The sequence below is a fragment of the Xanthomonas sp. JAI131 genome, from assembly GCF_013410075.1.
Taxonomy (GTDB): Bacteria; Pseudomonadota; Gammaproteobacteria; order Xanthomonadales; family Xanthomonadaceae; genus Xanthomonas_A; species Xanthomonas_A bonasiae.
Window position 1 is genome coordinate 88,610 of sequence record NZ_JACCCN010000001.1, and the last position, 23,133, is coordinate 111,742.

At 68.7% G+C, this 23,133-nt stretch carries 18 protein-coding genes; 10 read left to right on the forward strand and 8 right to left on the reverse strand.

The genetic code is table 11. The features are described 5' to 3' along the window. Positions 1–44: 44 nt before the first annotated feature. Complete coding sequence (locus HDC36_RS00405) at positions 45–533, reverse strand: pyridoxamine 5'-phosphate oxidase family protein (protein ID WP_179563712.1); 489 nt, start codon at positions 531–533, stop codon at positions 45–47. 213 nt (positions 534–746) lie between these two features. Between HDC36_RS00405 and HDC36_RS00410 the strand changes: the two genes are divergently transcribed. Next, on the forward strand, positions 747–1,328 hold the full coding sequence (locus HDC36_RS00410) for an N-acetylmuramidase (protein ID WP_179563713.1): 582 nt from the start codon (positions 747–749) through the stop codon (positions 1,326–1,328). A 113-nt stretch (positions 1,329–1,441) separates the two neighbouring features. Here the strand turns inward: HDC36_RS00410 and HDC36_RS00415 are convergent, their stop codons facing one another. Both HDC36_RS00415 and HDC36_RS00420 read right to left on the reverse strand, forming a co-directional pair. Continuing rightward, positions 1,442–1,594: a hypothetical protein gene (locus tag HDC36_RS00415; protein ID WP_179563714.1), complete on the reverse strand. Its 153-nt coding sequence runs from the start codon at positions 1,592–1,594 to the stop codon at positions 1,442–1,444. A 136-nt stretch (positions 1,595–1,730) separates the two neighbouring features. Further along, complete coding sequence (locus HDC36_RS00420; protein WP_179563715.1) at positions 1,731–3,131, reverse strand: serine protease; 1,401 nt, start codon at positions 3,129–3,131, stop codon at positions 1,731–1,733. A 467-nt stretch (positions 3,132–3,598) separates the two neighbouring features. Here HDC36_RS00420 and HDC36_RS00425 point away from each other — a divergent pair, with 467 nt between their 5' ends. From HDC36_RS00425 to HDC36_RS00445, 5 genes are all read left to right on the forward strand, one after another. Next, positions 3,599–6,415: a TonB-dependent receptor gene (locus HDC36_RS00425; RefSeq protein WP_179563716.1), complete on the forward strand. Its 2,817-nt coding sequence runs from the start codon at positions 3,599–3,601 to the stop codon at positions 6,413–6,415. Between the two features lie 138 nt (positions 6,416–6,553). Beyond that, positions 6,554–6,715 carry a hypothetical protein gene (locus HDC36_RS00430; RefSeq protein WP_179563717.1) on the forward strand — a complete coding sequence of 54 codons (162 nt, stop codon included), beginning with the start codon at positions 6,554–6,556 and terminating at the stop codon, positions 6,713–6,715. 22 nt (positions 6,716–6,737) lie between these two features. Continuing rightward, positions 6,738–8,273: a glycoside hydrolase gene (locus HDC36_RS00435; protein WP_179563718.1), complete on the forward strand. Its 1,536-nt coding sequence runs from the start codon at positions 6,738–6,740 to the stop codon at positions 8,271–8,273. Between the two features lie 139 nt (positions 8,274–8,412). After that, complete coding sequence (locus HDC36_RS00440) at positions 8,413–11,631, forward strand: glycoside hydrolase family 2 TIM barrel-domain containing protein (RefSeq protein ID WP_343204304.1); 3,219 nt, start codon at positions 8,413–8,415, stop codon at positions 11,629–11,631. Positions 11,632–11,874: 243 nt separating this feature from the next. Beyond that, positions 11,875–12,624, forward strand: a complete 750-nt coding sequence (locus HDC36_RS00445; protein ID WP_179563719.1) for a FadR/GntR family transcriptional regulator — start codon at positions 11,875–11,877, stop codon at positions 12,622–12,624. A 170-nt stretch (positions 12,625–12,794) separates the two neighbouring features. Here the strand turns inward: HDC36_RS00445 and HDC36_RS00450 are convergent, their stop codons facing one another. After that, complete coding sequence (locus HDC36_RS00450) at positions 12,795–14,528, reverse strand: PQQ-binding-like beta-propeller repeat protein (RefSeq protein ID WP_179563720.1); 1,734 nt, start codon at positions 14,526–14,528, stop codon at positions 12,795–12,797. An 804-nt stretch (positions 14,529–15,332) separates the two neighbouring features. Here HDC36_RS00450 and HDC36_RS00455 point away from each other — a divergent pair. Both HDC36_RS00455 and HDC36_RS00460 read left to right on the forward strand, forming a co-directional pair. Then, a complete protein-coding gene (locus tag HDC36_RS00455) occupies positions 15,333–16,469 on the forward strand; it encodes a HAMP domain-containing sensor histidine kinase (protein WP_179563721.1) in 1,137 nt (378 codons plus the stop codon). Between the two features lie 285 nt (positions 16,470–16,754). Continuing rightward, entirely contained in the window at positions 16,755–17,549 is a 795-nt protein-coding gene (locus tag HDC36_RS00460) for an SGNH/GDSL hydrolase family protein (protein WP_179565506.1), read from the forward strand. Positions 17,550–17,658: 109 nt separating this feature from the next. Here the strand turns inward: HDC36_RS00460 and HDC36_RS00465 are convergent, their stop codons facing one another. The 3 genes from HDC36_RS00465 to HDC36_RS00475 form a co-directional block, all read right to left on the reverse strand. Continuing rightward, positions 17,659–18,762, reverse strand: coding sequence for a S41 family peptidase (locus HDC36_RS00465; RefSeq protein ID WP_179563722.1), 1,104 nt, complete (start codon positions 18,760–18,762; stop codon positions 17,659–17,661). Positions 18,763–18,921: 159 nt separating this feature from the next. Then, positions 18,922–19,632, reverse strand: a complete 711-nt coding sequence (locus tag HDC36_RS00470; protein ID WP_179563723.1) for an rRNA pseudouridine synthase — start codon at positions 19,630–19,632, stop codon at positions 18,922–18,924. A gap of 70 nt (positions 19,633–19,702) precedes the next feature. After that, positions 19,703–20,209 carry a YgjP-like metallopeptidase domain-containing protein gene (locus tag HDC36_RS00475; RefSeq protein WP_179563724.1) on the reverse strand — a complete coding sequence of 169 codons (507 nt, stop codon included), beginning with the start codon at positions 20,207–20,209 and terminating at the stop codon, positions 19,703–19,705. A gap of 124 nt (positions 20,210–20,333) precedes the next feature. On the opposite strand from HDC36_RS00475, the gene HDC36_RS00480 reads away from it, so the two are divergent. Then, on the forward strand, positions 20,334–20,870 hold the full coding sequence (locus HDC36_RS00480; protein ID WP_179563725.1) for a DUF2058 domain-containing protein: 537 nt from the start codon (positions 20,334–20,336) through the stop codon (positions 20,868–20,870). Positions 20,871–21,042: 172 nt separating this feature from the next. Here the strand turns inward: HDC36_RS00480 and HDC36_RS00485 are convergent, their stop codons facing one another. Further along, on the reverse strand, positions 21,043–21,822 hold the full coding sequence (locus tag HDC36_RS00485; protein ID WP_179563726.1) for an SDR family oxidoreductase: 780 nt from the start codon (positions 21,820–21,822) through the stop codon (positions 21,043–21,045). A gap of 271 nt (positions 21,823–22,093) precedes the next feature. On the opposite strand from HDC36_RS00485, the gene HDC36_RS00490 reads away from it, so the two are divergent. Further along, on the forward strand, positions 22,094–23,026 hold the full coding sequence (locus tag HDC36_RS00490; protein WP_179563727.1) for a LysR family transcriptional regulator: 933 nt from the start codon (positions 22,094–22,096) through the stop codon (positions 23,024–23,026). The last annotated feature ends 107 nt before the right edge of the window (positions 23,027–23,133 follow it).

Here is a 23,133-nt window from a genome sequence, read left to right on the forward strand (position 1 = left end):
TCGACAGGCGCGCGATGCGGCCTGTCAGGACGCGGACGTGCCGCTCAGCGCAGCGGCACGTCCGCGACCTTGTCCTGGTAATCGCGCTTCGGGTCGATGCCGAACAGCACCTTGATGCCCGCCACCAGGCTGGAACCGTTGAGCCAGATCTGCGCGTGGTCCGGATCCAGGCGCAGCAGTGCCAGCTTGGGATCGTCCTTGCCTTGCTCGTACCAGGCGTCGATGAAGCCGTTCCACAGGCGCTCGATCACCGCCTGGTCGTTGTCCACGCTGAGCGTGCCGCTGATGCTGGCGAACAGGTCGTGGTCCTTGGCGCTGAACGCGGCGATGACACGCTGGCTCTGGGTCAGCTTCTGCACCAGGGCGTTGTCCTTGGAGGTGAAGAACCAGATCGGACCGCCGCGGTCGCCTTCGAATTGCGCCGTCATCGGTCGCGCATGGCCGTCCTCGACACCGTCCAGGCCGAGCATGACCGTGCGGTCGGATTTGAGCGCTTTCCAGAATTTCTCTTCCAGTTCCTGCGGGCTGGCCATGCGGGTCTCCGATAGGGCGTGAATGCCTGCCCGGACTGTGCATTGCCGCGCGCAGGCGAGTCGTGACGGAGGCGTCGACGGGGCGTGTAGGCGCCGTCCGTCGCCCACGTCCGTACAGCGTTCCGGCCACGCAAGGTGTTCCCTGGGGCACAGCTTGGTTTGCCGGTTCGGTGCCACACTGACGTCCTGTCGTTCGTCAAGGAGTGCGTCGCCATGGCATCGCTGGATCTGTATCTGCCGCAGTTGTTGCGGTTCGAAGGGGGCTACGTCGACGATCCGGCCGATCCCGGCGGCGCTACCAACCTCGGCATCACCCTGGCGACGTTCGAGCGCTATGCGCAGCCGTTGCTCGGCGAGCAGCCGACGCTGGACGCACTGCGCGCGCTGACCCCGGAGCAGGCCGGCGTCATCTATCGGAATGCATACTGGGACAAGCTGGACGGCGATCAGGTCGCCTCGCAGCCGCTGGCCGAGATCCTGTTCGATTTCTACGTCAATGCCGGGACCGAGGCGGTCCTGCTGCTGCAGCGGATCCTGCAGCAATCGGGCGCCACGGGTCTGGCCACCGATGGAGAAATGGGGCCTGCCACGCTGGCGGCACTGCAGGCGGCCGACCAGGCACAGGTCTATGCGCTGTATCGCCAGGGCCGGATCGACTACTACGACCGGCTGGCGCAGGAGCGTCCGGCCGACGACAAATTCCTGAAGGGTTGGCTGGCACGCGCGGAGTGGTTCCCGGCGACGTTGCCGTCCGCGTCCGCCTGCGCCGCTCCGCCGGCCACCGGCATCGCCTGAGTCGATCCAGGCGCAAGACGAGGCAACGGCGCCCGCCATTGCGCATGGCCGGCAACGCCGCGGGCGGCACGCATTGGCGGGAGCCGGTGCGGGACCGGTTCCGCCGGCGCTGCTCAGGTGCCGCTGTCGGGCGTCTTCGCTTCGGCGTCCGCTGCGGCCTTGGCCGCCTCGCGGGCTTCGCGCTTGCGCGCGTCCTTCTCGTCCTGCTGTTTCTTCTTGGCGATTTCGCGCTGACGTTTTTCGAAGGAATAGTTGGGCTTTGCCAAGTGGATGCCTGCCGTGTGTGAGATGGGGCCCCCAGTGTAACCCCTGCATGCCGGGGTGGTGGCGGGCCGTACGGACAGGCCACGCGCGCGGCGTGGCCTGTCCGGGTCCGGGAGTACGGCCCTCCCGGGCCTGGGCTTACGGACTCAGGTAGGGCTGGATGGTGGAATACACGTCGGAAAAGCGCGAGTAGTAGTCCGGGTCGCTGGGCGCGCTGCAGTACGAGGTGCCGCCGTACAGGCCGCCGCGCAGCTGGTAGGCGCCGCTGCTGTTGACGGTGAACAGGCCCGAGCCGGAGGAGCCGCCTTCGGTGACGCCGGTGTTCCAGACCACCTTGTACAGCGGCGACTTGCCGTCGATCGAGGACGACAGCGCGGTGACGCTGCCCAGCGAGTACTTCTTCACGTCGCCGGCGGGGTGGTGGATGCCCTCGATCGCGGTGCCGGAGGAGCCGATCGCCGAACTGCTCCAGCCGGCATAGAAGGCGCCGCTGGGCGGAGCGGTCTTCAGTTCCAGCAGCGAGGTGTCGCGGGTGGTGTTGGCGTGGCGCAGATAGGCGCCGCCGCTGAGCGTGGTGTAGGACGAGCTGACCGTGGAGCCGTTGCAGGTGGTCGCGTCGTAGAACCAGTACGTCTGCAGGGTGTTGGCCACGGTCTGGGTGCTGATGCAGTGCGCCGCGGTCCAGAACAGGTACTTCTTCGGCGAGTTGCTGTTGTTGAGCAGGGTGCCGGTGCACAGGTAGGAGCCGCTGCTGGTGCTGAACACCATGCGCGCCACCGACTTGGCGGCCGAGGTGAAGCCGCTGCTGGGGCTGGCGCGGCAGACGATGTCGCGCTCGCACGAATCGCTCTCGCCGATCATCGGCCGCATCATTTCCTCGCTGGCGACGGGATTGATGTCCATGTGCGAGATCTGCGGGATCTTCAGCGCGAAGCCCTGCGGATACTGGCCGGCCGGCAGTTCGATCTCCACCACCAGGCGCGAGCCGGACACGGCCGCGGACCAGCCCGGCTCGCTGTCGGCGAAATCGGCGCCGCTCTGTTCGAACACGCGGCCGTCGTCGCCGGCGAAGCGCAGCGTGGCCTTGCTCGGGTCGCCCGGCTGGGCGCCGCTGCCGCTGAGCTGCAATGCCGCGCGCAGCGCCGCCGCATCGGTGGAGACGATTTCGAAGCTGGTGACCTGCGCGCCGTTGGGCAGGCTCTGCCAACTGAGCCGGCGCAGGTTGATCGCCGGCTTGGCGATGTCGCGCGAGAAGCCGATCTGCAGCGGCTGGCCATGCTTGACCTGCTGGCCGCGCAACTGCTTCATCGTCGCGGCCTGGGCGCTGTCGGGAGCGCCGAGTTCGATGACGCGCGGCGCATGCGCGCTACCGGTGGCGAGGCTGCGCAGTTCGGCGCCGCCGAGCGCGGCGGCATTGGGGCGGGCTTCGACGGGAGCGGAGTCCATCTCGGCCGCTGGGGGATTGGCGGCCATGGCGACGGGGGAAATACCGGAGATGCCGGCCAGCAGGGCCAGATACAGCGCGTTCTTGCGATTCATGGATCTTCCTTCTGCTAGAAGACGACTAGACCATCCGGCAGGGGACCGGATGCCGTTGCACCCACTTCCACGGTGCATGCCGAGGCTACGGGCGCAGGCACGGCGATTGCGTGCGCGGCGTCACGCGTACAGGGCCGATTTCGTAGACAGGTGTGGCGTCGCGATACGCCGCTGCCTGCATCTACAACCGGTGTCAGTGTCGGCGCACAGTGCGTCAAACGTCGGCGCCGCAAGGTGCGTGGCGTTGCGAACGCCTGTGCAGAAGCCGTGTTGCGACGCAACGTGCGCCCTCTCTAATTGTCATATAAATATGAACATAGCTTGAAATACAGCTTGAAATCCCTGCCTGCCGTCGCTGCAGTTGTCGCCACCACCGGCAAGAACTTCGCTGTCCATCGTGCGCAGCATCAAGGCCGATGTCGGTTTCGATACGAAGGTCAATTTCGTCAGTACCGGAGAGAGTTCGAATGACAAGTCGTGCGCCCTTCAAGCGTAAATACCCCAAGCACAGGAATCCCCTCGCCAGCGCCTTGGGCCTGGCGATGCTGACGCCGTTGCTGGCGTGGGCGCAGGCCAAGCCCACCACTCCTGCCGAGCAAGGCGCGCAGGATGCCGCTGCGCAGCCGGCCGGCACCGACGTCAAGACAATGGACAGCATCGTGGTCACCGGCGTGCGCGAAAGCCTGCGCTCGGCGCAGGCGATCAAGCAGGACGCGACGCAGATCGTGGATTCGGTGCAGGCCCAGGACATCGGCAAGCTGCCGGATGCGAACACGGTGGAAGCGCTGCAGCGCATCACCGGCGTGCAGATCCAGCGCCGTTACGGCGAAGGCGCCACCGATTTCGATCACCGCACGCAGCCGGCCGTCACCGTGCGCGGCCTGACCCAGGTGCGCAATTTCCTTGACGGGCGCGATACGTTTTCCGCTTCCGGCGGGCGCACCCTGGACCTGGAAGGCATTCCGCCGGAGCTGCTGTCCGGTATCGACGTCTACAAGAATCCGCCGGCGAACCTCATCGAGGGCGGCGTCGGCGGCGTGGTGAACCTGCGCACCCGGCTGCCGTTCGACGCGCCCGGCCGGGTCATCAGCGCCACCGCCAAAGGCAACTACTACGACCGCGCCGACAAGACCGGCGGGTCGGCGTCGGGCCTGTACAGCGACCGCTTCGACACCGACGCCGGCGAGATCGGCGTGCTGTTCAATGTCGGCTATGGCCGCTCCAGCTATCGCCAGGACGGCATCCTGACCGGCCCGTTCGTCGCGGTGCCGGACGGCGTCATCGCCGGCGCGCCGAGCGGCGCGCAGATTCCCTCCGGCTTCCAGATCTACGACGACGGCGGCGACCGCAAGCGCCTGGGCACGGCGGCCGCGCTGCAGTGGAAGCCGTCCGATACGGTGCTGGTCACCGGGCAGTTCCTGCGCACCACCTACGACTTCTACCGGCAGGGCAAGTACTTCTACCAGGCCAACCGACGCGATGCGGCGTCGCCGTTGGCGGGCGCGGACTTCACCTTCGACAAGAACGGCTACGCCACCTCGGGCGCGCTGGACAACCAGATGTTCGAGTCGGCGCGCTACGACCAGGATCTCACCTCGACCAACACCAACTACAGCCTCAACCTGCGCTGGAATCCCAGCGAGAAGCTGGCGGTGACGTTCGACGCGCAATACCTCACCTCGTCCTACGATGCCGACCGCAACGGCTTCGTCGTCTCGCTCTACGACCGCGCCTCGGAGGACAGCAGCAACGCGGCCAACCGCTCGATCGTCGACTTCGACCTGCGTGGCGGCAACCCGCGCTTCAACCTGCGCGATCCGGCGTTGCTGAGCGATCCCAACAACTACGGCTTCAGCTATATCGCCGATGCGCTGACCCGCAACGACGCCGACCAGCTGGCGCTGCAATCGGACCTGGAATACTTCACCGAGGGCGGTTTGTTCACCAAGTTCAGCGCCGGCGTGCGCTACGCCGACAGCAGCATCGACCTGCGCGGCACCTGGAACGCCGCCTGCCTGGGCGTGACCGGGGCGGATCCGACCTGCGCCACGACCCTGGTCTACCCGTCGGTCTCGGCGCATCCGGAACTGGTGCGCAATGGGCCGTCGCCGGACTTCTTCGATGGCAAGACGCTGACCGGCGGCGTGCTGTATCCGGAGTTCGCCAGCGGCGGCGGCCTGTTCGACCGCACCGCGCGCACCGAGGCGCTGTTCGGCTTCGCGCCGCAGACCGCGTTCAAGCCGAGCGACCTCAACCACCAGACCGAAAAGACCTGGGCCGGCTATTTCACCGCCGACTACGACACCGATCTGGCCGGCTTGCGCCTGGACGGCAACATCGGCGTGCGCCTGGTCAGGACCACCACCGGTTCGGACGGCGCGGTGTTCATGGACGGCGGCGGCATCACCCCGCTGTCGGTCGAGCGCACCTACAACGACGTACTGCCGTCGTTCAACCTGCGCGCGCACCTGAGCGACACCCTGCAGGCGCGCTTCGCCTATTCGCAGCTGATCGCGCGGCCCAACTTCGACCAGATGTCGACCAACGTCTCGCTGGGCGCGTCGAGCCAGCTGAATCCGATCACCGGGCGGCCTGGCGGGTCCTCCGGCAATCCGTTCCTGCGTCCGGTCCAGTCGGACAACTACGATGCGACGCTGGAATGGTACTTCGCTCCTGCCGGCTCGCTCACCGCCGGCCTGTTCTACAAGAAGGTGGACGGCTTCCTGGCCAGCGGCACCGTGGTGCGCAACTACAACGGCCTGGATTACGACATCAGCACCTCGCTCAACACCGGCAACGGCACCATCCGCGGCGCCGAATTCGCCTACCAGCAGTTCTACGATTTCCTGCCCGGTTGGCTCAGCGGCCTGGGGTTCCAGTTCAACTACACCTACGTGGACAGCAGCGTGTCCAATCCCTTCGCCACCGCCGGCTCCGACATCCCGGCCACGGTGCCGCTGGAGAAGTTGTCCAAGCACAGCTACAACGCGGTGGCCCTGTACGAGAAGGGTCCCTTCACCGCGCGCCTGGCCTGGAGCTGGCGTGGCGAATACCTGGACACCACCCAGGGCAGCGGCGCCAACGGCATTCCGCAATACCAGAAGCCCTACGCCTCGCTGGATGCCTCGGTCAGCTACAACGTGAACGAACACATCGCGCTGTCGTTCGACGCGGTGAACTTGAACAACCGCATGAACGAGATCTACATCGGCACGGCGAGCGCGCCATTGCGCTACGAACTCAACGACCGGCGCTACGGCTTCTCGGCACGGATCACCTACTGATGCGGTGGCTGCCCGCTTCGGTGGTTGAAGCGGGCTGCGTCCGGCCCATGCCTGCATGGGCCGGGCACCTGCGATCGATGTCTTGCAAGGACTGATGAAGATGCAATCACGCTCGGCAACGCAGCGGTACCGGTGGCAATGGACGTGAATGCCGGCGAGCCGTTGCGCCGCATCGCGATCGTCGGCGGCGGCACCGCGGGCGGGATGGCCGCGGCGGCCGACGAGACCCAATGCGGATTGGATTTGCCGGCATGCGGCGGCAGCCTGATGGTGACGCCGATGCAGGTGGCGCATGCGTAGCGCCGCACTGCATCGTCCGCGCATGCCGCGCACGTGGCCTGCGCTGCTGCGGCGCCGCTGGCTCGGCGGCATCGCGGTCGCGGCGCTGGCGCTGCCGTGTCTCGGCGCGCCGCTGTGCGATGACGACGCGCCGGTCACCGTCGCCTTGCGCCCGGACCTGCAGTCGCCGCGGACCCGTTTCGAGGGCTTCGGCACGGCGCTGGCCTGGTTCGCCAACGTGACCGGCGCCTATTCGGATCCGGTGCGCAACCGCCTGGCCGACCTGCTCTATGGCCGCGACGGCCTGGGCTGGGTGATCGCCCGCTACAACATCGGCGGCGGCAATGCGGCCGACACGCCGCCGTATCTGCGCCCCGGCGCGGCGATACCGGGGTTCTGGCGGCAGCCGGCGGGCGCATCGGGCAAGGACTGGTGGCGTGCGGACGATCCGACGATGTGGGACTGGTCGGCCGACCAGGGCCAGCGCTGGTGGCTGGACGCGATCCGCGCCCGGGTGCCCGCGGATCTGCGCATCTTCGAGGCGTTCTCCAACTCGCCGCCGTGGTTCATGACCGTGAGCGGCCGCGTCTCCGGCGCCGAGCGCGGGCTGGACGACAATCTGCGGCCCGGCCAGGACGCGGCATTCGCGACCTACCTGGCGCGGGTGGTCGAGGAACTGCAGCGCCGCCACGGCATCGCCTTCCGCACCTTGTCGCCGGTCAACGAGCCGGACACGCCCTACTGGTTCGCCGGCAATACCCAGGAAGGCGCGCACTGGAGCGTGCCGGCGCAGGAGCGCATCCTCCAGGCCAGCGACCGCGCGCTGCGCGCGCGCGGCCTGCAGACGCGCGTCGCGGCGATGGACGAAACCAGCGCGCTGGGCTTCATCCGCAACTGGTCCGGCTATTCGGAAGCCACCAAGGCGGTGCTGGGCCAGCTCAACGTGCACAGCTACGACAGCACCGGGCAGACCGGCGTGCGCGATATCGCCGCCGCCAGCGGCATTCGCCTGTGGATGTCGGAAAACGACCTGTCGCCGCCCAACGTGGCGGAGGGCGTGGACGACATGCGCCCGGCGTTGGCGCTGGCCGAGCACATGGTGCTGGACCTCAAGCGCCTGCAGCCGTCGGCGTGGGTGTTCTGGCAGGCGATCGAGACGTCGGCCGCCGGCAAGCCCGGTTCCGGCCGCCATTGGGGCCTGATCCGGATGGATCTGAGCGCCGCGGCGGCGGCCGAGCATCCGTTTCAGGTCACCCGCAAGTACTGGGCCATGGCCAACTTCAGCCGCTATCTGCGGCCGGGCATGCGCCTGCTGCCGGTGGACGATCCGGATACGGTGGCGGCGCTGTCGGCGGATGGGCGCGAACTGGTGTTCGTGCACGTCAACGCCGGACTGTCGGCGCGGCGCCTGGCGATCGCGGCGCAGGCGCTGGGGGCTGGCGCGTGGTCGCAGCAGGTGATCGTCACCTCGGCCTCGCAGCGTGCCGAAACCGGTTGCCGCCGCGCGGCCGCGCCCGGTGCGCAAGCGGCGCTGGCGCCGCCGCAGTCGGTGGTCAGCGTGGTCTTGCGCAAACGATGAAGCCGGCCCGCGCCCAGCCGCGCGGCCGCGCATGTTCACGCGTCGCAGTACCGGCGCTGCATCCCGACGTCGGGAATCGCCGCCGCAGTGCAACCCGACCGGCTGTTTTGTACCCGAGGGGCTTTCCATGAAACCGACAGTGCGACAACGACTCCTGGCCAGCGCGAGCGTCTTGCTGCTGATCGGCCTGCACATGGCCACGACTTCGGCCGCCGCCGCCACGCTGCGCGAGTGGGAGCGCCCGGAGGTCAACGAGATCGACCGGCTGCCGGCGCGGGCCACGTCCTTCCCGTACGAATCGGTGGAACTGGCCAAGGCCGGCCGCATCGGCGATTCCCGTTACCACCTCTCGCTCAACGGCGACTGGCGCTTCATGTTCTCGCCCACGCCGGAGCGGCGCCCGGCGCAGTTCTACCGCGACGACTACGACGTGTCGGCCTGGAAGACCATTCCGGTGCCGTCCGACTGGCAGGCGCAGGGCTACGGGCAACCGCTGTACAACAACATCGACTACCCGTTCCCGGCCAACCAGCCGTTCATCGCCCACGCCATCAACAGCGTCGGCTCCTACCGGCGGGATTTCGAGGTGCCGCAGGGCTGGCACGGACGCCGGGTGCTGCTGCACATCGGCGCGGCCGGCGCGGCCTACTACGTCTGGGTCAACGGACAACGGGTCGGCTACAGCGAGGACTCCAAGCTGCCGGCCGAATTCGACGTGACCGCGCAGCTGCGTCCGGGGCGCAACTCTGTCGCCATCGAGGTCTATCGCTGGTCCGATGGCAGCTATCTGGAGGACCAGGATTTCTGGCGGGTCAGCGGCATCGAGCGCGATGTCTACCTGCTGGCCACGCCGCAGACCTGGCTGCGCGATTTCTTCGCGCGCGCCACGCTGGATGCGCGCTATGTCGGCGGCGCGCTGGATGTCGATGTCGGCCTGGTGCATGCGGCCAAGGGCACGCGGGTCACCGCCACGCTGCTCGACGGCGATACGCCGGTGCTGGTGCGGCAGGCGACGGTGGCGGCGGCCACGCAGGAGGCGGCGCTCACGCTGTCCGGGGCGATCGGCAAGGTGCGCCCGTGGAGCGCGGAAACGCCCAATCTGTATACCTTGCTGCTGGAGGTCCACGACGCCGATGCGCGGCTGATCCAGGCCAGCGCCAGCCGCATCGGCTTTCGCACCGTCGAGGTCAAGGACGGGCTGGTCAAGGTCAACGGCAAGCCGGTCAAGATCCGAGGCGTGAACCGGCACGAGCACGATCCGCAGACGTTCCACGTGATCTCCGAAGCCTCGATGCGGCGCGACATCGCGTTGATGAAGCAGAACAACATCAACGCCGTGCGCACCTCGCACTATCCGAACGCGGAGCTGTGGTACGCGCTGGCCGACGAATACGGCCTGTACGTGATGGACGAGGCGAACATCGAATCGCATGCCTACATGCAGGCCGGCAACGAGGGCATGCGCCCGCGCGAGAAGGTGCAGCTCGGCTACGACCCGACCTGGGAGCTGGCGCACCTGCAGCGGGTGCAGCGGATGTTCGAACGCGACAAGAACCATCCGTCGGTCATCTTCTGGTCGCTGGGCAACGAGGCCGGCATCGGCCCGAGTTTCGAGAAGGCCGCCAACTGGCTGCACGCGCGCGACAAGACCCGGCTGGTGAGCTACCTGGGCTGGGGCACGCTGTACGCGCAGCACGCGCCCAATGCCTATGCCGACATCTACGCGCCGATGTACGACTCGGTGGCGCGCATCGTCGATTACGCGACAAGCACCGAGTATGCGCACAAGCCGCTGATCATGTGCGAGTACGCGCATGCAATGGGCAACAGCCTGGGCGACCTGAAAGCCTATTGGGACGCCATCTATGCGCACGATCGCCTGCAGGGCGGCTTCATCTGGGACTGGGTGGACCAGAGCATGCTGCTGAAGACCGCCGACGGCCGTCCGTACTGGGGCTATGGCGCCGACTACGGGCCGAACCCCTCGGGCCAGAGCGCGATCGAGTTCGGCGACGGCCTGCTGCAGTCGGACCGCACCCCGAACCCGCATCTGCACGAGCTGGCCAAGGTCTACGGCCCGATCCAGTTCGAGGCCATCGACGCCGATCGCGGGCGCTTCCTGGTGCGCAACAGGCATGCCTTCATCGACCTGTCGGGGTTCTCTTTCGACTGGCAGATCCGCCAGGACGGGCGGGTGGTGCAGGAGGGCCGCGCGCCGGACCTGGCGCTCGCCGCCGGCGCCGCCGGCGAGCTGCAGCTGGACCTGCCGGCATTGCACAAGCAGGCCGGCGCCGAGTACCTGATCAGCGTGCGCGCCCACGCGCGCGAGGGCACGATTCCGCTAGTGCCGGCCGGGCACGTGGTGTCCTGGGAGCAGTTTGCGCTGGCCTCGCCGCCGGCGGCGGCCGTGGCGCGGGCGGACGGCGCGGCGGTCGCGCTGCGCGACGCGCCGGACGAGCTGAGCCTGCGCGCGGCGGGTGCGGAACTGCGCATCGACCGCGGCACTGGACTGGTCGCGCGCTATGCCTACCGCGGCCAGGAATTGCTGCAGGGCGGTGCGCCCAATTTCTGGCGCGCGCCGACCGACAACGACATCGGCACCGGCCTGTACGCGACGCACCTGGTGTGGAAGACCTTGTCGGAAACGCGCCGGGTCCGCTCCATCGCCGCCAGCAAGGCCGAAGACGGCAGCGCCAGGATCGACATCGGTTTCGATCTCGGCGGCGACGGCGCGACGGCCGACGTGCGCTACGACGTCGCCTACGTAATGGCACGCGACGGCTCGGTGGAGGTGACCGCGCGCTTCGACCCGCGCTATCCCGGCTTGCCGGATCCGTTGCGCTTCGGGATGGCGTTCACCATGCCCGACCGCTTCGTCGACCTGGCCTGGTATGGCCGCGGTCCGCACGAGACCTATGCCGATCGCTACAGCAGCGGCGAGATCGCGCTGTATGCGGGCAAGATCGCCGAGCAGCACCACGACTACATCCGCCCGCAGGAGACCGGCAACAAGGTCGGCGTGCGCTGGTTGCTGCTGGCGCCGGAGCAGGGGGCGGCGCTGACCGTGAGCGGGCGCGCACCGCTGTCGGTCAACGCGCTCGCGTTCCCGTATTCCGACCTGGAGCGCAGGCCGGTCGGCAGTGCGCACAGTTCCGACATCCGTGCCCATGGCCGGGTGTCGCTGCTGATCGACGATCGCCAGATCGGCCTGGGCGGCGACGACCAGTGGAGCAAATGGGGCCAGGCGCACGCGGCGTATCGCATCGCGCTGCAGCCGGCGAGCTACCGGTTCCGCCTGCAGCCGAGCGCGACGCCGGGCGGCGTTGCGGAGCAGGCCGCGCCAGGGCGCGACGAATGAGCGGTGGCAGGGCAGCGCAGCACGGCGAGGCGCGTGGTGCGGGCCCATCGCCGGTCGTGTCGCGACCGCTTCCGCACGGCTGTCGTGAGGCGCTTGGCGGCCGGCGGCACGCGTGCGCGGCCGGTGTCCAGGACGTGTCCGCGGGTGTCCCGGGCCACCGGATTTGCCGTGAAAAAATCAAGACTTCCGCGCCGAAATCGCCGTGCTACTCTCGATCTTTCCTTGTAAAAACGGCTGCCTGCAATGAAATCGCACCATCTGGGCAGGGGGGCGCGACAGTTCGGAAGCACGACGCTCAGCTCGCAATTGCTCGATGCGCTGGGGCGCGATGTCGTGGCCGGCATCTACGGTTTGCAGAGTTTCCCCACCGAGGCGGAGATTTCCTCGGCGTATTCCACCAGCCGCAGCGTGACCCGCGAAGCGATCAAGATGCTGACCGCTAAGGGCCTGCTGTCCGCGCGCCCGCGCAGCGGCATCGTGGTCCGGCCCGAGCAGACCTGGAGCCTGCTGGATCCGGACGTGCTGCGCTGGATGCTGGAACGCAAGTTCTCGCACAGCCTGCTGCGTTCGTTCACCGAAATGCGCCAGGGCATCGAGCCGATGGCGGCCAAGCTGGCCGCGCAGCAGGGCAATGCCGAGGCGATCGGCAAGATCCAGCACGCGCTGCAACGCATGATCGCGGCCGGCCGCGGCGAAGACGATCACCTGTCCTCGGACGTGGCCTTCCATATCGCGATCCTCGACGCGACCGGCAATCCGTTCTACATGCAATTCCACGAGCTGGTGAACACCGCGCTGAGTTTTTCGATCCAGTTCACCAACCGCATCGGCGGGCATACGGCGAGCATCCCGGCGCACCGTCGGGTCCTGAACGCGATCAAGAGCGGCGACGGGGACAAGGCGCAGGCGGCGATGTTCACCATCATCCACGACGTGCTGTCGTTGATTGCGGGCGAAGAAAGCCGGGAAGCGAAAAAGAAGAAGCGGTCGTAAGGATTGGCGCTGGGCTGAGCGCTTGTCGTCTGGGTGGGTGGAAGCGCGCTGTCGCGCCGCCAGAGGCTGAACTGCCGCCTCGCGGCAAATGCATCGTCTACGAAAACATCCCTCCTGCATGCGCAGGAGGGCTGTCGGTTCTAGCCTGTCTCGGCTGCGCCGCCGCGCGATCAGTGAGCGTGCGAGGTGGCCGGGACGAACTTGTACAGCTTGTGCACGCCGGTGCCGAAGTTGAAGCGGCTGTAGCCCGCGCCCCAGTACACCGCGCCGTCGACCACGGCCGGCGCGCTGGACACCGAACCGCCGGCATCGAAGCTCCACAGGGTCTTGCCGGTCTCGGCGTCGAGCACGGTCATCGCGCCGGACATCGAACCTGCGTAGACCAGCCCGGGCGAGGACGCGAGCGGGCCACGGCCGCCGGCGCCGAACGTGGTCTGGATCGGATCGATGCCCGGCACCTTCACCTGCCACAGGATCTTGCCGCTGGCCGCGTCCAGCGCCGCCCACGAGCCGGCGTTCCAGGTCTCGGTGTTGCCGGGGGCCAGGGTGTAGCTGGTGTGGTTGTTGTTGTTGATGGCGACGTAGACCCGCGATTTGAGCGGATCCACCGACGAGCCCCATTCGATGCCGCCGGCGGTGCCGCCCGGACCGACCTGGGTGGACCACACGGTGCGTCCGCTGTCGGCGTCGAAGGCCCAGTACACGCCGCTCTTCTGCCCGGCGCCGACCAGGGCCTGCGGCTTGCCGTTGCGGATCGCGGTGAACAGGTTGGCGCCGCCGCCGCTGAAGTCGTAGTCCGGCCCCTGCGGTTCCTGGCACACACCGGCGGTCGGCGCGACCAGGCACGACAGCGACCAGGCGTCGGCGCCCTGCAGGCGGCGCGTCCACACCGGCTTGCCGCTGCGCATGTCCAGCGCCAGCACCGAATCCACGTAGTTGTCCGGCGCCAGGCAGGCCAGCTGTGCGGTCTTGTCGCCGTTGGCGTTCTTGACGCAGCTGGCCACGTCGAGCGGTACCGAATAGTTGTTGCCGGTGGTGGCGTAGACGCGCTGCCGTTGCGGGTCGATCGCCAGCGTGCCCCACACCGAGGCGCCGGTATAGCCTTCCGGTGCGGTGCGGAAGCTCCACAGCAGCTTGCCGGTCTTCAGGTCGAGCGCGGCCACGCTGCCGCGGAAGGAAAATTTGTAGCCAGGGCTCAGTCCGCCCCAGTCGCCGGAAGACACGCCGACGTAGACGCGATCGCCGTACACCACCGGCGAGGCGGTGATGCGCGCTTGCGCATTGGCTTCGACCAGGGTCTTCCACAGCAGCTTGCCGGTGTTCTTGTCGATCGCCACCACCGTGCCGCTGGCCTGGTCGCCGACCAGCACGCTGTTGCGCGCGATCGCCGGGCTGTTGCGCGACAGCGAGGCGGCATTGCCGGTGTAGTCGGACAGTTTCACCTGCCACACCGCCTTGCCCAGCGTGGTGTCGATGCGATACAGCTGGCCGCCCCAGTCGGGCACGTACAGCGCGCTGCCCTGCACGGTCGGCGTGGCGGACACGTCGCCTGCGGTGGTGAAGGTCCATGCGGTCTTCAGCCGCGCCGCGTTGAACGGAGTGATCTGCCATTCGGCCGGGGCGAAGCGCGTGTTGAGATAGCCGCCACCGGCGTTTTCCCAGCTGCTGCGCGTGGCATAGGGCGCGCCGCCGCCGAATGCCGTGCCATAGCCAGCGGTGGAACCGGAGCTTGCGTTGTCGCCGTAGCTGCCGCCCTGCGGGCTGGCGGACGCTGCGCTGTCGTTCGGAGCTTGCGCCGGGGCAGGGCTTGCGGATTGTGCCGACGCCGCCGTGGCGAGCATCAATCCGGGAGCCAACGCCAGCCACAGCAGAGAGAGTTTCCGGTGCGCGTAATGCCTGTTCATGCGGTGTCCTTCGGGGCTTGGAGTGGGGACCCCCCCTTCACTACCGGCGCAATGGTAGGAACGGAAAACGGCGCGTGTCATGTACGTACAAAAAAGTTAGGGCCGGCGAAAAGGTTGCATGGATAGCGAAAAACAATCGCGCGCGCGGCATCGCGTAGCAAACGTGTGCATTGCCGATGGCAGGCATGCCGCAGCGTCTGCGCTTCGGCATTCGCCGCTTCCCTTGTCGGGCAACGGCTTGTGCCTTCGGCATCCGGCATGCGGGCGTTCGTCCTTGCGCGGTAGGCGTGCCGATGCGGGGCAGGCGCCGGCGCATGAGTGGCGACTGAATGCCGGGCGTGTGGCGCGGCGGCACGCCTGCGATCGGCCCGAGCGGAGGCTGCCGCGTGGCGTTTTGGTGACAGGTTGCGCGTCGCATCGCTGGCGTGTGCCGCGTTCGCGTGCGGATCCCTGGCGGATCGCCATTGCGCACATTCCCGATGTCGCATCGGTACGGCCGTGCGCCTTGTCGCTTCGGTGCCGCACACGAGAATCGATCCGTTCAGCGGCCGCGTGTGGTACCGCGCGCCACCGCGAACACCGGGCGGCGGCGCATGGCATCGCCTCGTCCGTTCCGGCAGGGCCCAGGTGTACGCATTCAACCGGGAATGTTTAAGCTGGCGCATCGACGCTGGGGGCTGACGCAATGAAGACGTTTTGCTTGGAAGGCCGCGGGGCGGCGGCAAGCGGCGCCGGGGGCGTGCTCGCGGCGAACGGTCGTGCTCGGCGGCTACGGCGCGGCCGCCCGAGTGCGAGGGGGGCGGCATGAAGTTGGCCGATTTCATCGAGGCGAACATCGAGCCGTTGTGCGACGACTGGATCGCGTTCGCGCGCACCCGCGGTGCGGAAGGCGAGGCGATGAGCGCATTCCAGTTGCGCGATCACGCCGCGCAGCTGCTGGCCGAAATCGTCGCCGACATGCGCGCGCCGATGAGCGCGACGGAACTGCGGCTCAGGTCGCTGGATGCCGGCTCGGAGCAATTCGAGACCGACGGCGCCGCGAGCCTGCATGCCCGGCAACGGGTCAAGCACGGCTTCGGCATGATGCAGCTGGTATCGGAATTCCGTGCGCTGCGCGCCAGCGTGATGCGCCTGTGGAGCCGATCCGAACACACGCCGGGCGTGCAGGATCTGCCGGACATGAGCCGTTTCAACGAGGCGCTGGACCAGATCCTGGCCGATTCGGTGCGCGCCTTCATGGAGAGCGTGGAGCAGACCCAGCACCTGTTCATGGGCATCCTCGGCCACGACCTGCGCGGGCCGCTGTCGGCGGTGATGAGTTGCGCGGACCTGATGCTGGGGCAGGGCGAGGCGCAAGCGCCGCAGGCGCGCGTGTTGCTGCGCAGCGCCATGCAGATGAAGGCGATCCTGGACGACCTGATGGACTTCACCGGCGACAACCTGGGCGTGTCCACGCCGGTGCGTCCGCAAGCGGCCAGCCTGGACGCGCTGGCCCAGGACGTCGTCGACGAGATGGCCACGATCTATCCGAAACGGGCGATGCAGGTGCTCACGGTCGGCGATTTGCGCGGCAGCTGGGACGCGATGCGGCTGCGCCGCGTGATCGCGAACCTGCTGAACAACGCGTTGAAGTACGGCAGCCGCGATCAGCCGATCACGATCGCATTGAACGGCCTGGCGGCGGACGAGGTGGGCCTGAGCGTGCACAACCTGGGGCCGCCGATTCCCGAGGCGATGCTGGCCTCGGTGTTCGAGCCGCTGACCACGACCGCGCACGCCGACGGCACGCCACAGGTCGCCGGCGCGAATCTGGGTCTGGGCCTGTACATCGTCGACCGGATCGTCGCGGCGCATGGCGGACGCATCGAAGTCAGCTCGTCGCAGCAGGATGGCACCCGTTTCCTGGCGACGCTGCCGCGGCAGGCCGCCGCCAGCGACTGAGCGAAGCCGGTCTGCCGCACTGCCGGCGGCAGCGCGTTCCCAGCGGAGCAGAAGCCCCTCTCCCCACGGGAGAGGGGTTGGGGTGAGGGTACGGGCGCAGCATCGCCGAGGCGAGAATACGAGCGAGCTCCGTGCGCAGAAACCGCGGGTAACGCTGCATCGGCAATGCCGCGCACACTGCTTGTGCGCTCCGCGCACACCGCCCAAGCCACCGCCCCGCGCGCAGGCGCACGATTTGGATTAGGGTGACGCGTTTCCCCGAGCTGGAGGTGGATCGTGAAGCCCTTGTCGCATGCCGCACTGTTGTCGCTGTGCCTGAGTGTCGCCCATCCTGCGTTCGCGCAGACCGCCGCGCCTGCCGCCGACGCGTTGCAGGGCAAGGTGGACGCGCTGTACACACAGGCGCCGGACACGCTGCAGGCCAAGGACGTGGCCGAGCTGCAGCAGCGCCTGCTGGACTGGGCGCAGCTCAATCGCTATCGCGCCGACAACGCCGCGCTGGCGCCGCCGGCCGCGGGCGAGCGGCGCGTGGTGTTCTACGGCGATTCGATCACCGACATGTGGGGACGTAGCGAGGGCGCCAAGTTCTTCCCCGGCAAGCCGTACGTCAATCGCGGCATTTCCGGGCAGACCACCGCGCAGATGCTGGTGCGCTTTCGCCAGGACGTCATCGACCTGAAGCCGGCGGCCGTGGTGATCCTGGCCGGCACCAACGACCTGGCCGGCAACACCGGCCTGTCCACGCAGCGCATGATCGAAGACAACCTGCGCTCGATGGCCGAGCTGGCGCAGGCCAACCACATCAAGCTGGTGCTGGCGTCGGTGCTGCCGGTCAGCGACTACCCGTGGCGGCCGGGCCTGCAGCCGGCGGAAAAGATCCGCGCGCTAAACGCGTGGATCAAGCAGTACGCGCAAAGCCATGGCGCGGTGTACCTGGACTACCACGGCAAGATGAGCAATCGCCAGGGCGGCCTGGACAAGGCCCTGGCCAACGACGGCGTGCATCCCACCGCGGCCGGTTATGCGCTGATGGCGCCATTGGCGCAGCAGGCGGTGGAGCGCGCGTTGGCGCAGCCGTAGGGCGTGTCACTCCACAGCACCTGCTTGTGGAGTGATGACGCGCCTTGAGCGCTGCCGCGGCCAAGCATTCGGCGCAGCCGGATCAGCCGATCGCGATCGCGCCAAGGCGCTAGGGCGCGCCGTTCGCGGGCGACACCGCGGCCACTTCGCGGCGCAGCCAGGCGCTCACCGCCGCTTCGTCGGCGAGGTACACATGCGGCGCATAGGCCTGCATCGCGCCGCGCTGGCGCCCCTCCAGGCGTTGCATCGGCAGCAGCAACGTCGCGCGTCCGCTCGGCAACGGCACGCTTTCCACTTCGGTGTAGAGCGTGTCGGCGCCGGTCGGCTGGCCGACCTGCTCCACGCCGGGACCTTCCAGCAGCCGGTCCATGAAATCCAGGCAGGCGCTGATGCAGGCGCCATCGGTGATCGCGACGATGCGTGCCGGGCCGCCGCGCGGCGGGGTACCGCCGGCCGCGCTCGGCAGCGGGTCGCGAAACAGCGCCTCTCCCTGGCGCTGCGCCGCGCGCAGGCCGTCCAGCAAGCGGTCGAAGCCTGGCAGTTCCTGCGGATAGCGCGCGGCGATCCGCGCGCGGCGCGTCTGCAGGTTGTCGATCACACCGTCGGAGACCCGCCACAGCGAGGCGCTGGCGCGGCGGCGGTCCAGCGCGGGCAGCGCCTGCTCGCCCCAGATCGCGGCCAGCACCGCGTCGCCGGGCGCCGCGGCGCCGCCGCCGTTGCCGCGCAGGTCCAGGACCAGCAGTGCGGGCGTGTGCTGGCGCAGCGCGTCCGCCGCCGCGGCGATCGCGGCCTGCGTCGTTTCGAAGCCGGGATCGCCGGCATAGAAGGTCGGCAGGGTCAGTTTCCAGGCCGTCGGCGTGAGGCGTTCGAATGCGCCCTGCGCGGCGGTGTCGGGTGCGGGTGCGGGTGCGGTCGCGCTCGCGGCGGTGGTGTCGGGCGAGGCCAGTTCGATCGCGACATGCGGATCGCCGAACGAGGCGACATAGGCCTGCATGACCCGGGCATAGCCGGCACGATCGACGATGCGCCGCGCCTGGGCCTGCGCCGCGCTCGCCGCCTGCCGCGCCTGCGCGGCCAGCGCCGGATCCGCGCCGGGGGCCAGGCCCGGATGATCGGCGGCGATGCGCGCGGCGGCGAACTGCAGGTCGGCTTGCGCCACCGCGGCATCGGTCGGCGCCACGGCCAGTGCCGCGGCCAGAATCGTTGCGATCATGCGTGTCCCCTTCTACCCGCGGCGAGTGTCGGCCGCCAGTCGCGACGCGCGCAATAGGCCGCAAGGCAGGGGGACTTCGCGCCGCCAGGCTCGATTGTGCGCGACGGCACGGCTGCGTGCGCCGTGCGTCGGCGCGTCACCGGTTCCGGCCGCCGCCGCTCAGAAGCGCTCGCCGCCGGGCAGATAACGCCATTGGCCCGGTGCCAGCTTGCCCAACGGAATGCGGCCCACGCGCAGGCGCCGCAGGCTGATCGCTTCCAGCCCGACCTCGGCGCACATGTGCTGCAGCTGCCCGGGCTGCACGTGCTTGATCGCGAAGCGCAGGCGGTCCTCGTTCTGCCAGCTGACCTTGCACGGCGGCAGGCTGCGCTGCCGGTAGACCAGGCCGTGCGCCAGCCGCAACATGCCGTAGGGCCGCAGTTCGCCGCGCACCTCGACCACGAACTCCTGTTCGATCGAGGTCGCGTCCTCGGTCAGGCGGCGCAGCACGCGGCCATCCTGGCTCAGCACCAGCAGACCGCTGGCGGCGTCTTCCAGCGGCAGCGGCGCGTTCAGGCGCAGGAAGTGGCGTTTCAGCACGCGCACGTCGGCCATGTCCAGGCCGCTGCGCGTAGCCGGCGTGACCAGGGCCAGGGCGGCGTCCAGGCCCAGCCCGGCCGGCTTGTGCAGCAGCAGGGTGGCCGGCTCGACCGCGCCCAGTTGCGCGTCGGCGGCCAGGGTCACCTGCTGCGTGGTCACCGCCGCCTGCGGTTCCTCGACCACCACGCCGTCCACGCTGACCCAGCCGCCCTCGATGTACTGCTGCGCTTCGCTGCGCGAGCACGGCAGCATGGCGGCCACGTATTTGTCGAGGCGGGTAGGGGCGGACATCGAATGGCTCGGCGATCAGGGCAGGGCAGTGTACGTGCAGCCGTCGCCGCGCTGCCATGCGTGGTGCCGCTCAGCGGTCCGCGGTACCGGCGAGGTCGAGCTGGGTCAGGTACAGGCGCAGGTCGAATTCCAGCTGGTGGTAGTCCGGCGCCATGTGCGTGCACAGCTGGTAGAACGGCTTGTTGTGCGCGCTTTCCTTCAGGTGCGCCAGTTCGTGCGCCACGATCATCTGCAGAAACGCCGCCGGCGCGTCGCGGAACACGCCGGCGATGCGGATCTCGCGGCTGGCCTTGAGCCGGCTGCCCTGCACCCGCGAGACGCTGGTGTGGGTGCCCAGCGCGTGCTTCACCGCCTGCAGCCGGTTGTCGTAGATGACCTTGTGCAGCGGCTCGGAGCTGCGCATGTGGCGGTCCTTCAGGGCCAGCGTGTAGTCGTACAGCTGGCGGTCGTTGCGGACCGGATTGGGCGTGTCGTAGCGCTTGCGCAGCCATTCGCCGAGGCGATCGCGCGCGATCAGTTCGCGGACCTGGTCCTGCACATGCGGCGGATAGCCGACGAGGTATTTCAGCGCTTGCATGGCGCCACGATAGCGCGCCATGGCCGCCGGCACGAGCGGTGGCCGCCGCCGCGCAGTCGCGGCCAGGGGTCTGCCGCAGCGGGTAAGATAGCGGCCAACGTCTTGGATCGACTGGATTTTCCCGATGCGCAATCCCCTGCAGGAACAACTGCTCAAGGCCGGCCTGGTGAAGAAGAACCAGGTGGCGCAGGTCGCGCGCGAGCAGGCCAAGGCGCGCCATGGCAAGGCGCCGCCACCGCCCAGCGCCGAGCAGCTGGAGAGCGAGCGGCTGCGGCTGGAACGGGTGGAGCGCGACCGTGCGCTGGCCGCCGAGCGCAATGCGCAGGTGCGCGCGCAGGAACAGCGCGCGCAGGCGCGGCAACTCGTCGACAGCCACAAGCTCAAGGCCGATGGCGAGATCGACTACCACTTCACCGACGCCGGCAAGATCCAGCGCTTGCGGGTGGATGCGGCCTTGCGCGCGCAGCTGATCAGCGGCGCGGCGGTGATCGCGCGGCTGGATGCCGGCTATGCGCCGATTCCGCGCGCGGTGGTGGAAAAAGTGGCCAGCCGCGATCCCGCCGCGATCGTGCTCGACACCACCCAGGCCGCGCCGGCGGCCAGCGACGAGGACGATGCGTACTACAGCCGCTTCCAGGTGCCGGACGACCTGATCTGGTAGCCGCCGGCACCGCCACGCTCGACACCCCTCGGCATGCGCGAAAAACGGCGTGCGGCGTGCGCGGACACGATGCGCCGCGCGGCGAATTGCACAGAGCGCAGCGGACCTCGCCTGTGAACGTGGCACTGCTGCGGATCGATCCATTGCCGCTGCGCGCACGTCGCGCCGCGGCTCACACGATGGTCGGGGTGATGCCGCCATCCACGCGCAGCGCCGCGCCATTGGTTGCCGCCGACAGCGGACTCGCCACGTAGGCGACCAGGCTGGCGACCTCTTCGGGCTCGATCATGCGCTGGATCAGCGAGCTGGCGCGTTCCTTGGCGAAATACTCGCGCTCCATCGCCTCGGGCGGCATGTCCGGATCGCTGGCGACGCTGCGCATGAACTCCTCGATGCCGGCCGAGCGCGTGGTGCCGGGCAGCACCGCATTGACGGTGACGCGGGTGCCCTTGGTGGTCGCCGCCAGGCCGCGCGAAATGGCCAGCTGCGCGGTCTTGGTCATGCCGTAATGGATCATGTTGGGTGGGACCAGGACCGCGCTTTCGCTGGAGATGAAGATGATCCGGCCCCAGTCGCGCGCCAGCATGCCGGGCAGGTAATGCCGGGCCAGGCGCGCGCCGCTCAGGACGTTGACTTCGAAGAAGCGCAGCCAGTCCGCGTCGCTGATCTCGCCGAATTCCTTGGATTCGTAGATGCCCAGGTTGTTGACCAGCACGTCGACCTGCGGCAGCGCGGCGGTGAGCGCCGCGGCGCCTTGCGCGGTCGCCGGGTCGGCCAGCACGCTGCGCACGTTGCCGCCGATGCTGGCGGCGGCAGTGTCCAGATTGGCCTGGTTGCGGCCGCAGATGATCAGCTCGGCGCCTTCGGCGGCGAGCGTGCGGGCGATGGCCAGGCCGATGCCGGCGGTGGCGCCGGTGACGAGAACGGTCTTGCCGTCGAGTTGCAGATCCATGAGGTCATCCTTCGGTGAGAGAGAGGGAAGCGGTGCGGCGCTGGCCGCATCCGGCGGAAAAGGTGGGGTGCGGCGGGCGCTGCGCGCGCGGGTCCGGCATCCGCGCTGCCGCCAGGTGTGGCCGCGCTGTTCGTCCGGGTTTCGATGCTGCGCTGATGGAGAGCGCGGGCTTGCGGTTCGGTCGGAAGCGCCACGATAGGCCGCGGCGGCGGATTTGATAATCCGCCGCGCACGCCTATGATCTGTGAAGCGAATTCACAGGTTGGACGCAATGGACAATCGGGCCGGCGAAATGCAGGTGTTTCTGCGGGTCGTGGATGCCGGCAGTTTCTCTGCGGCGGCACGCCTGCTGCGCATGACGCCGTCCACGGTCAGCAAGCTGATCGGCCGCGTCGAGACCCGTCTTGGCGTGCGCCTGCTGGAGCGTTCGACCCGGCGCCTGTCGCTGACCGCCGAAGGCCAGGTCTACTACGAGCGCAGCCTGTCGCTGCTCGCCGAACTCGACGACGTGGAGCGCGACCTCGGCCGCGGCGCGGCCAGTGCCGGCGGCAGCGTGCGGGTGAATGCGTCGGTGGCGTTCGGCATTCTCGGCCTGGAGCCGCTGCTGCCGGCGTTCTGGCAGGCGCATCCGCAGATCGTGGTCGATCTTTCGCTGTCCGACGAGATGGTCGATCTGTACCTGGATCGCACCGACGTCGCGTTCCGCGTCGGCGCCTTGCAGGATTCGAGCATGATGGCGCGGCATGTCGGCGTGGCGCGGCGCAAGATCGTCGCCGCGCCGGCCTATCTGGCGCGCCACGGCACGCCGCGCAGCATCGACGCGCTGTCGCGGCACAGCTGCCTGGGCTTCAATTTCCGTCGCGCCGCACCGGTGTGGCCGCTCGCGCACAGCGGCCGCATCGTCGATCGCACGGTGCAGGGCGCGCTGCTCGCCAACAACGGCGAAACGGTGCGGCGCATGGCCGTCGCCGGCATCGGCCTGGCGCGGCTGGGCGATTATCACGTGCGCGACGATCTGGCTGCGGGCCGCCTGGTGGAAGTGCTGCAGGAAGCGGTGGAAGGCGATACCGAGGAGATCCATGCGCTCTATCGCGGCGGCCCGCGCTTGCCGCAGCGCGTGCGCGTGTTCCTGGATTTCGTGGTGCCGCGGTTGCAGCGGTTTCTGGCTGGGCGCGAGCCGGAACTGGGGAGCCGGGACGCCTGATCTTGCGCTACGGATCTAGTGCGCGATACGCGCGGGTTACCGGCATCGGTGCAGTGGCCGGCTTTGCCGCGTCGGGGTCGCGACTGAATCCCCAAGCAATGTGAAGG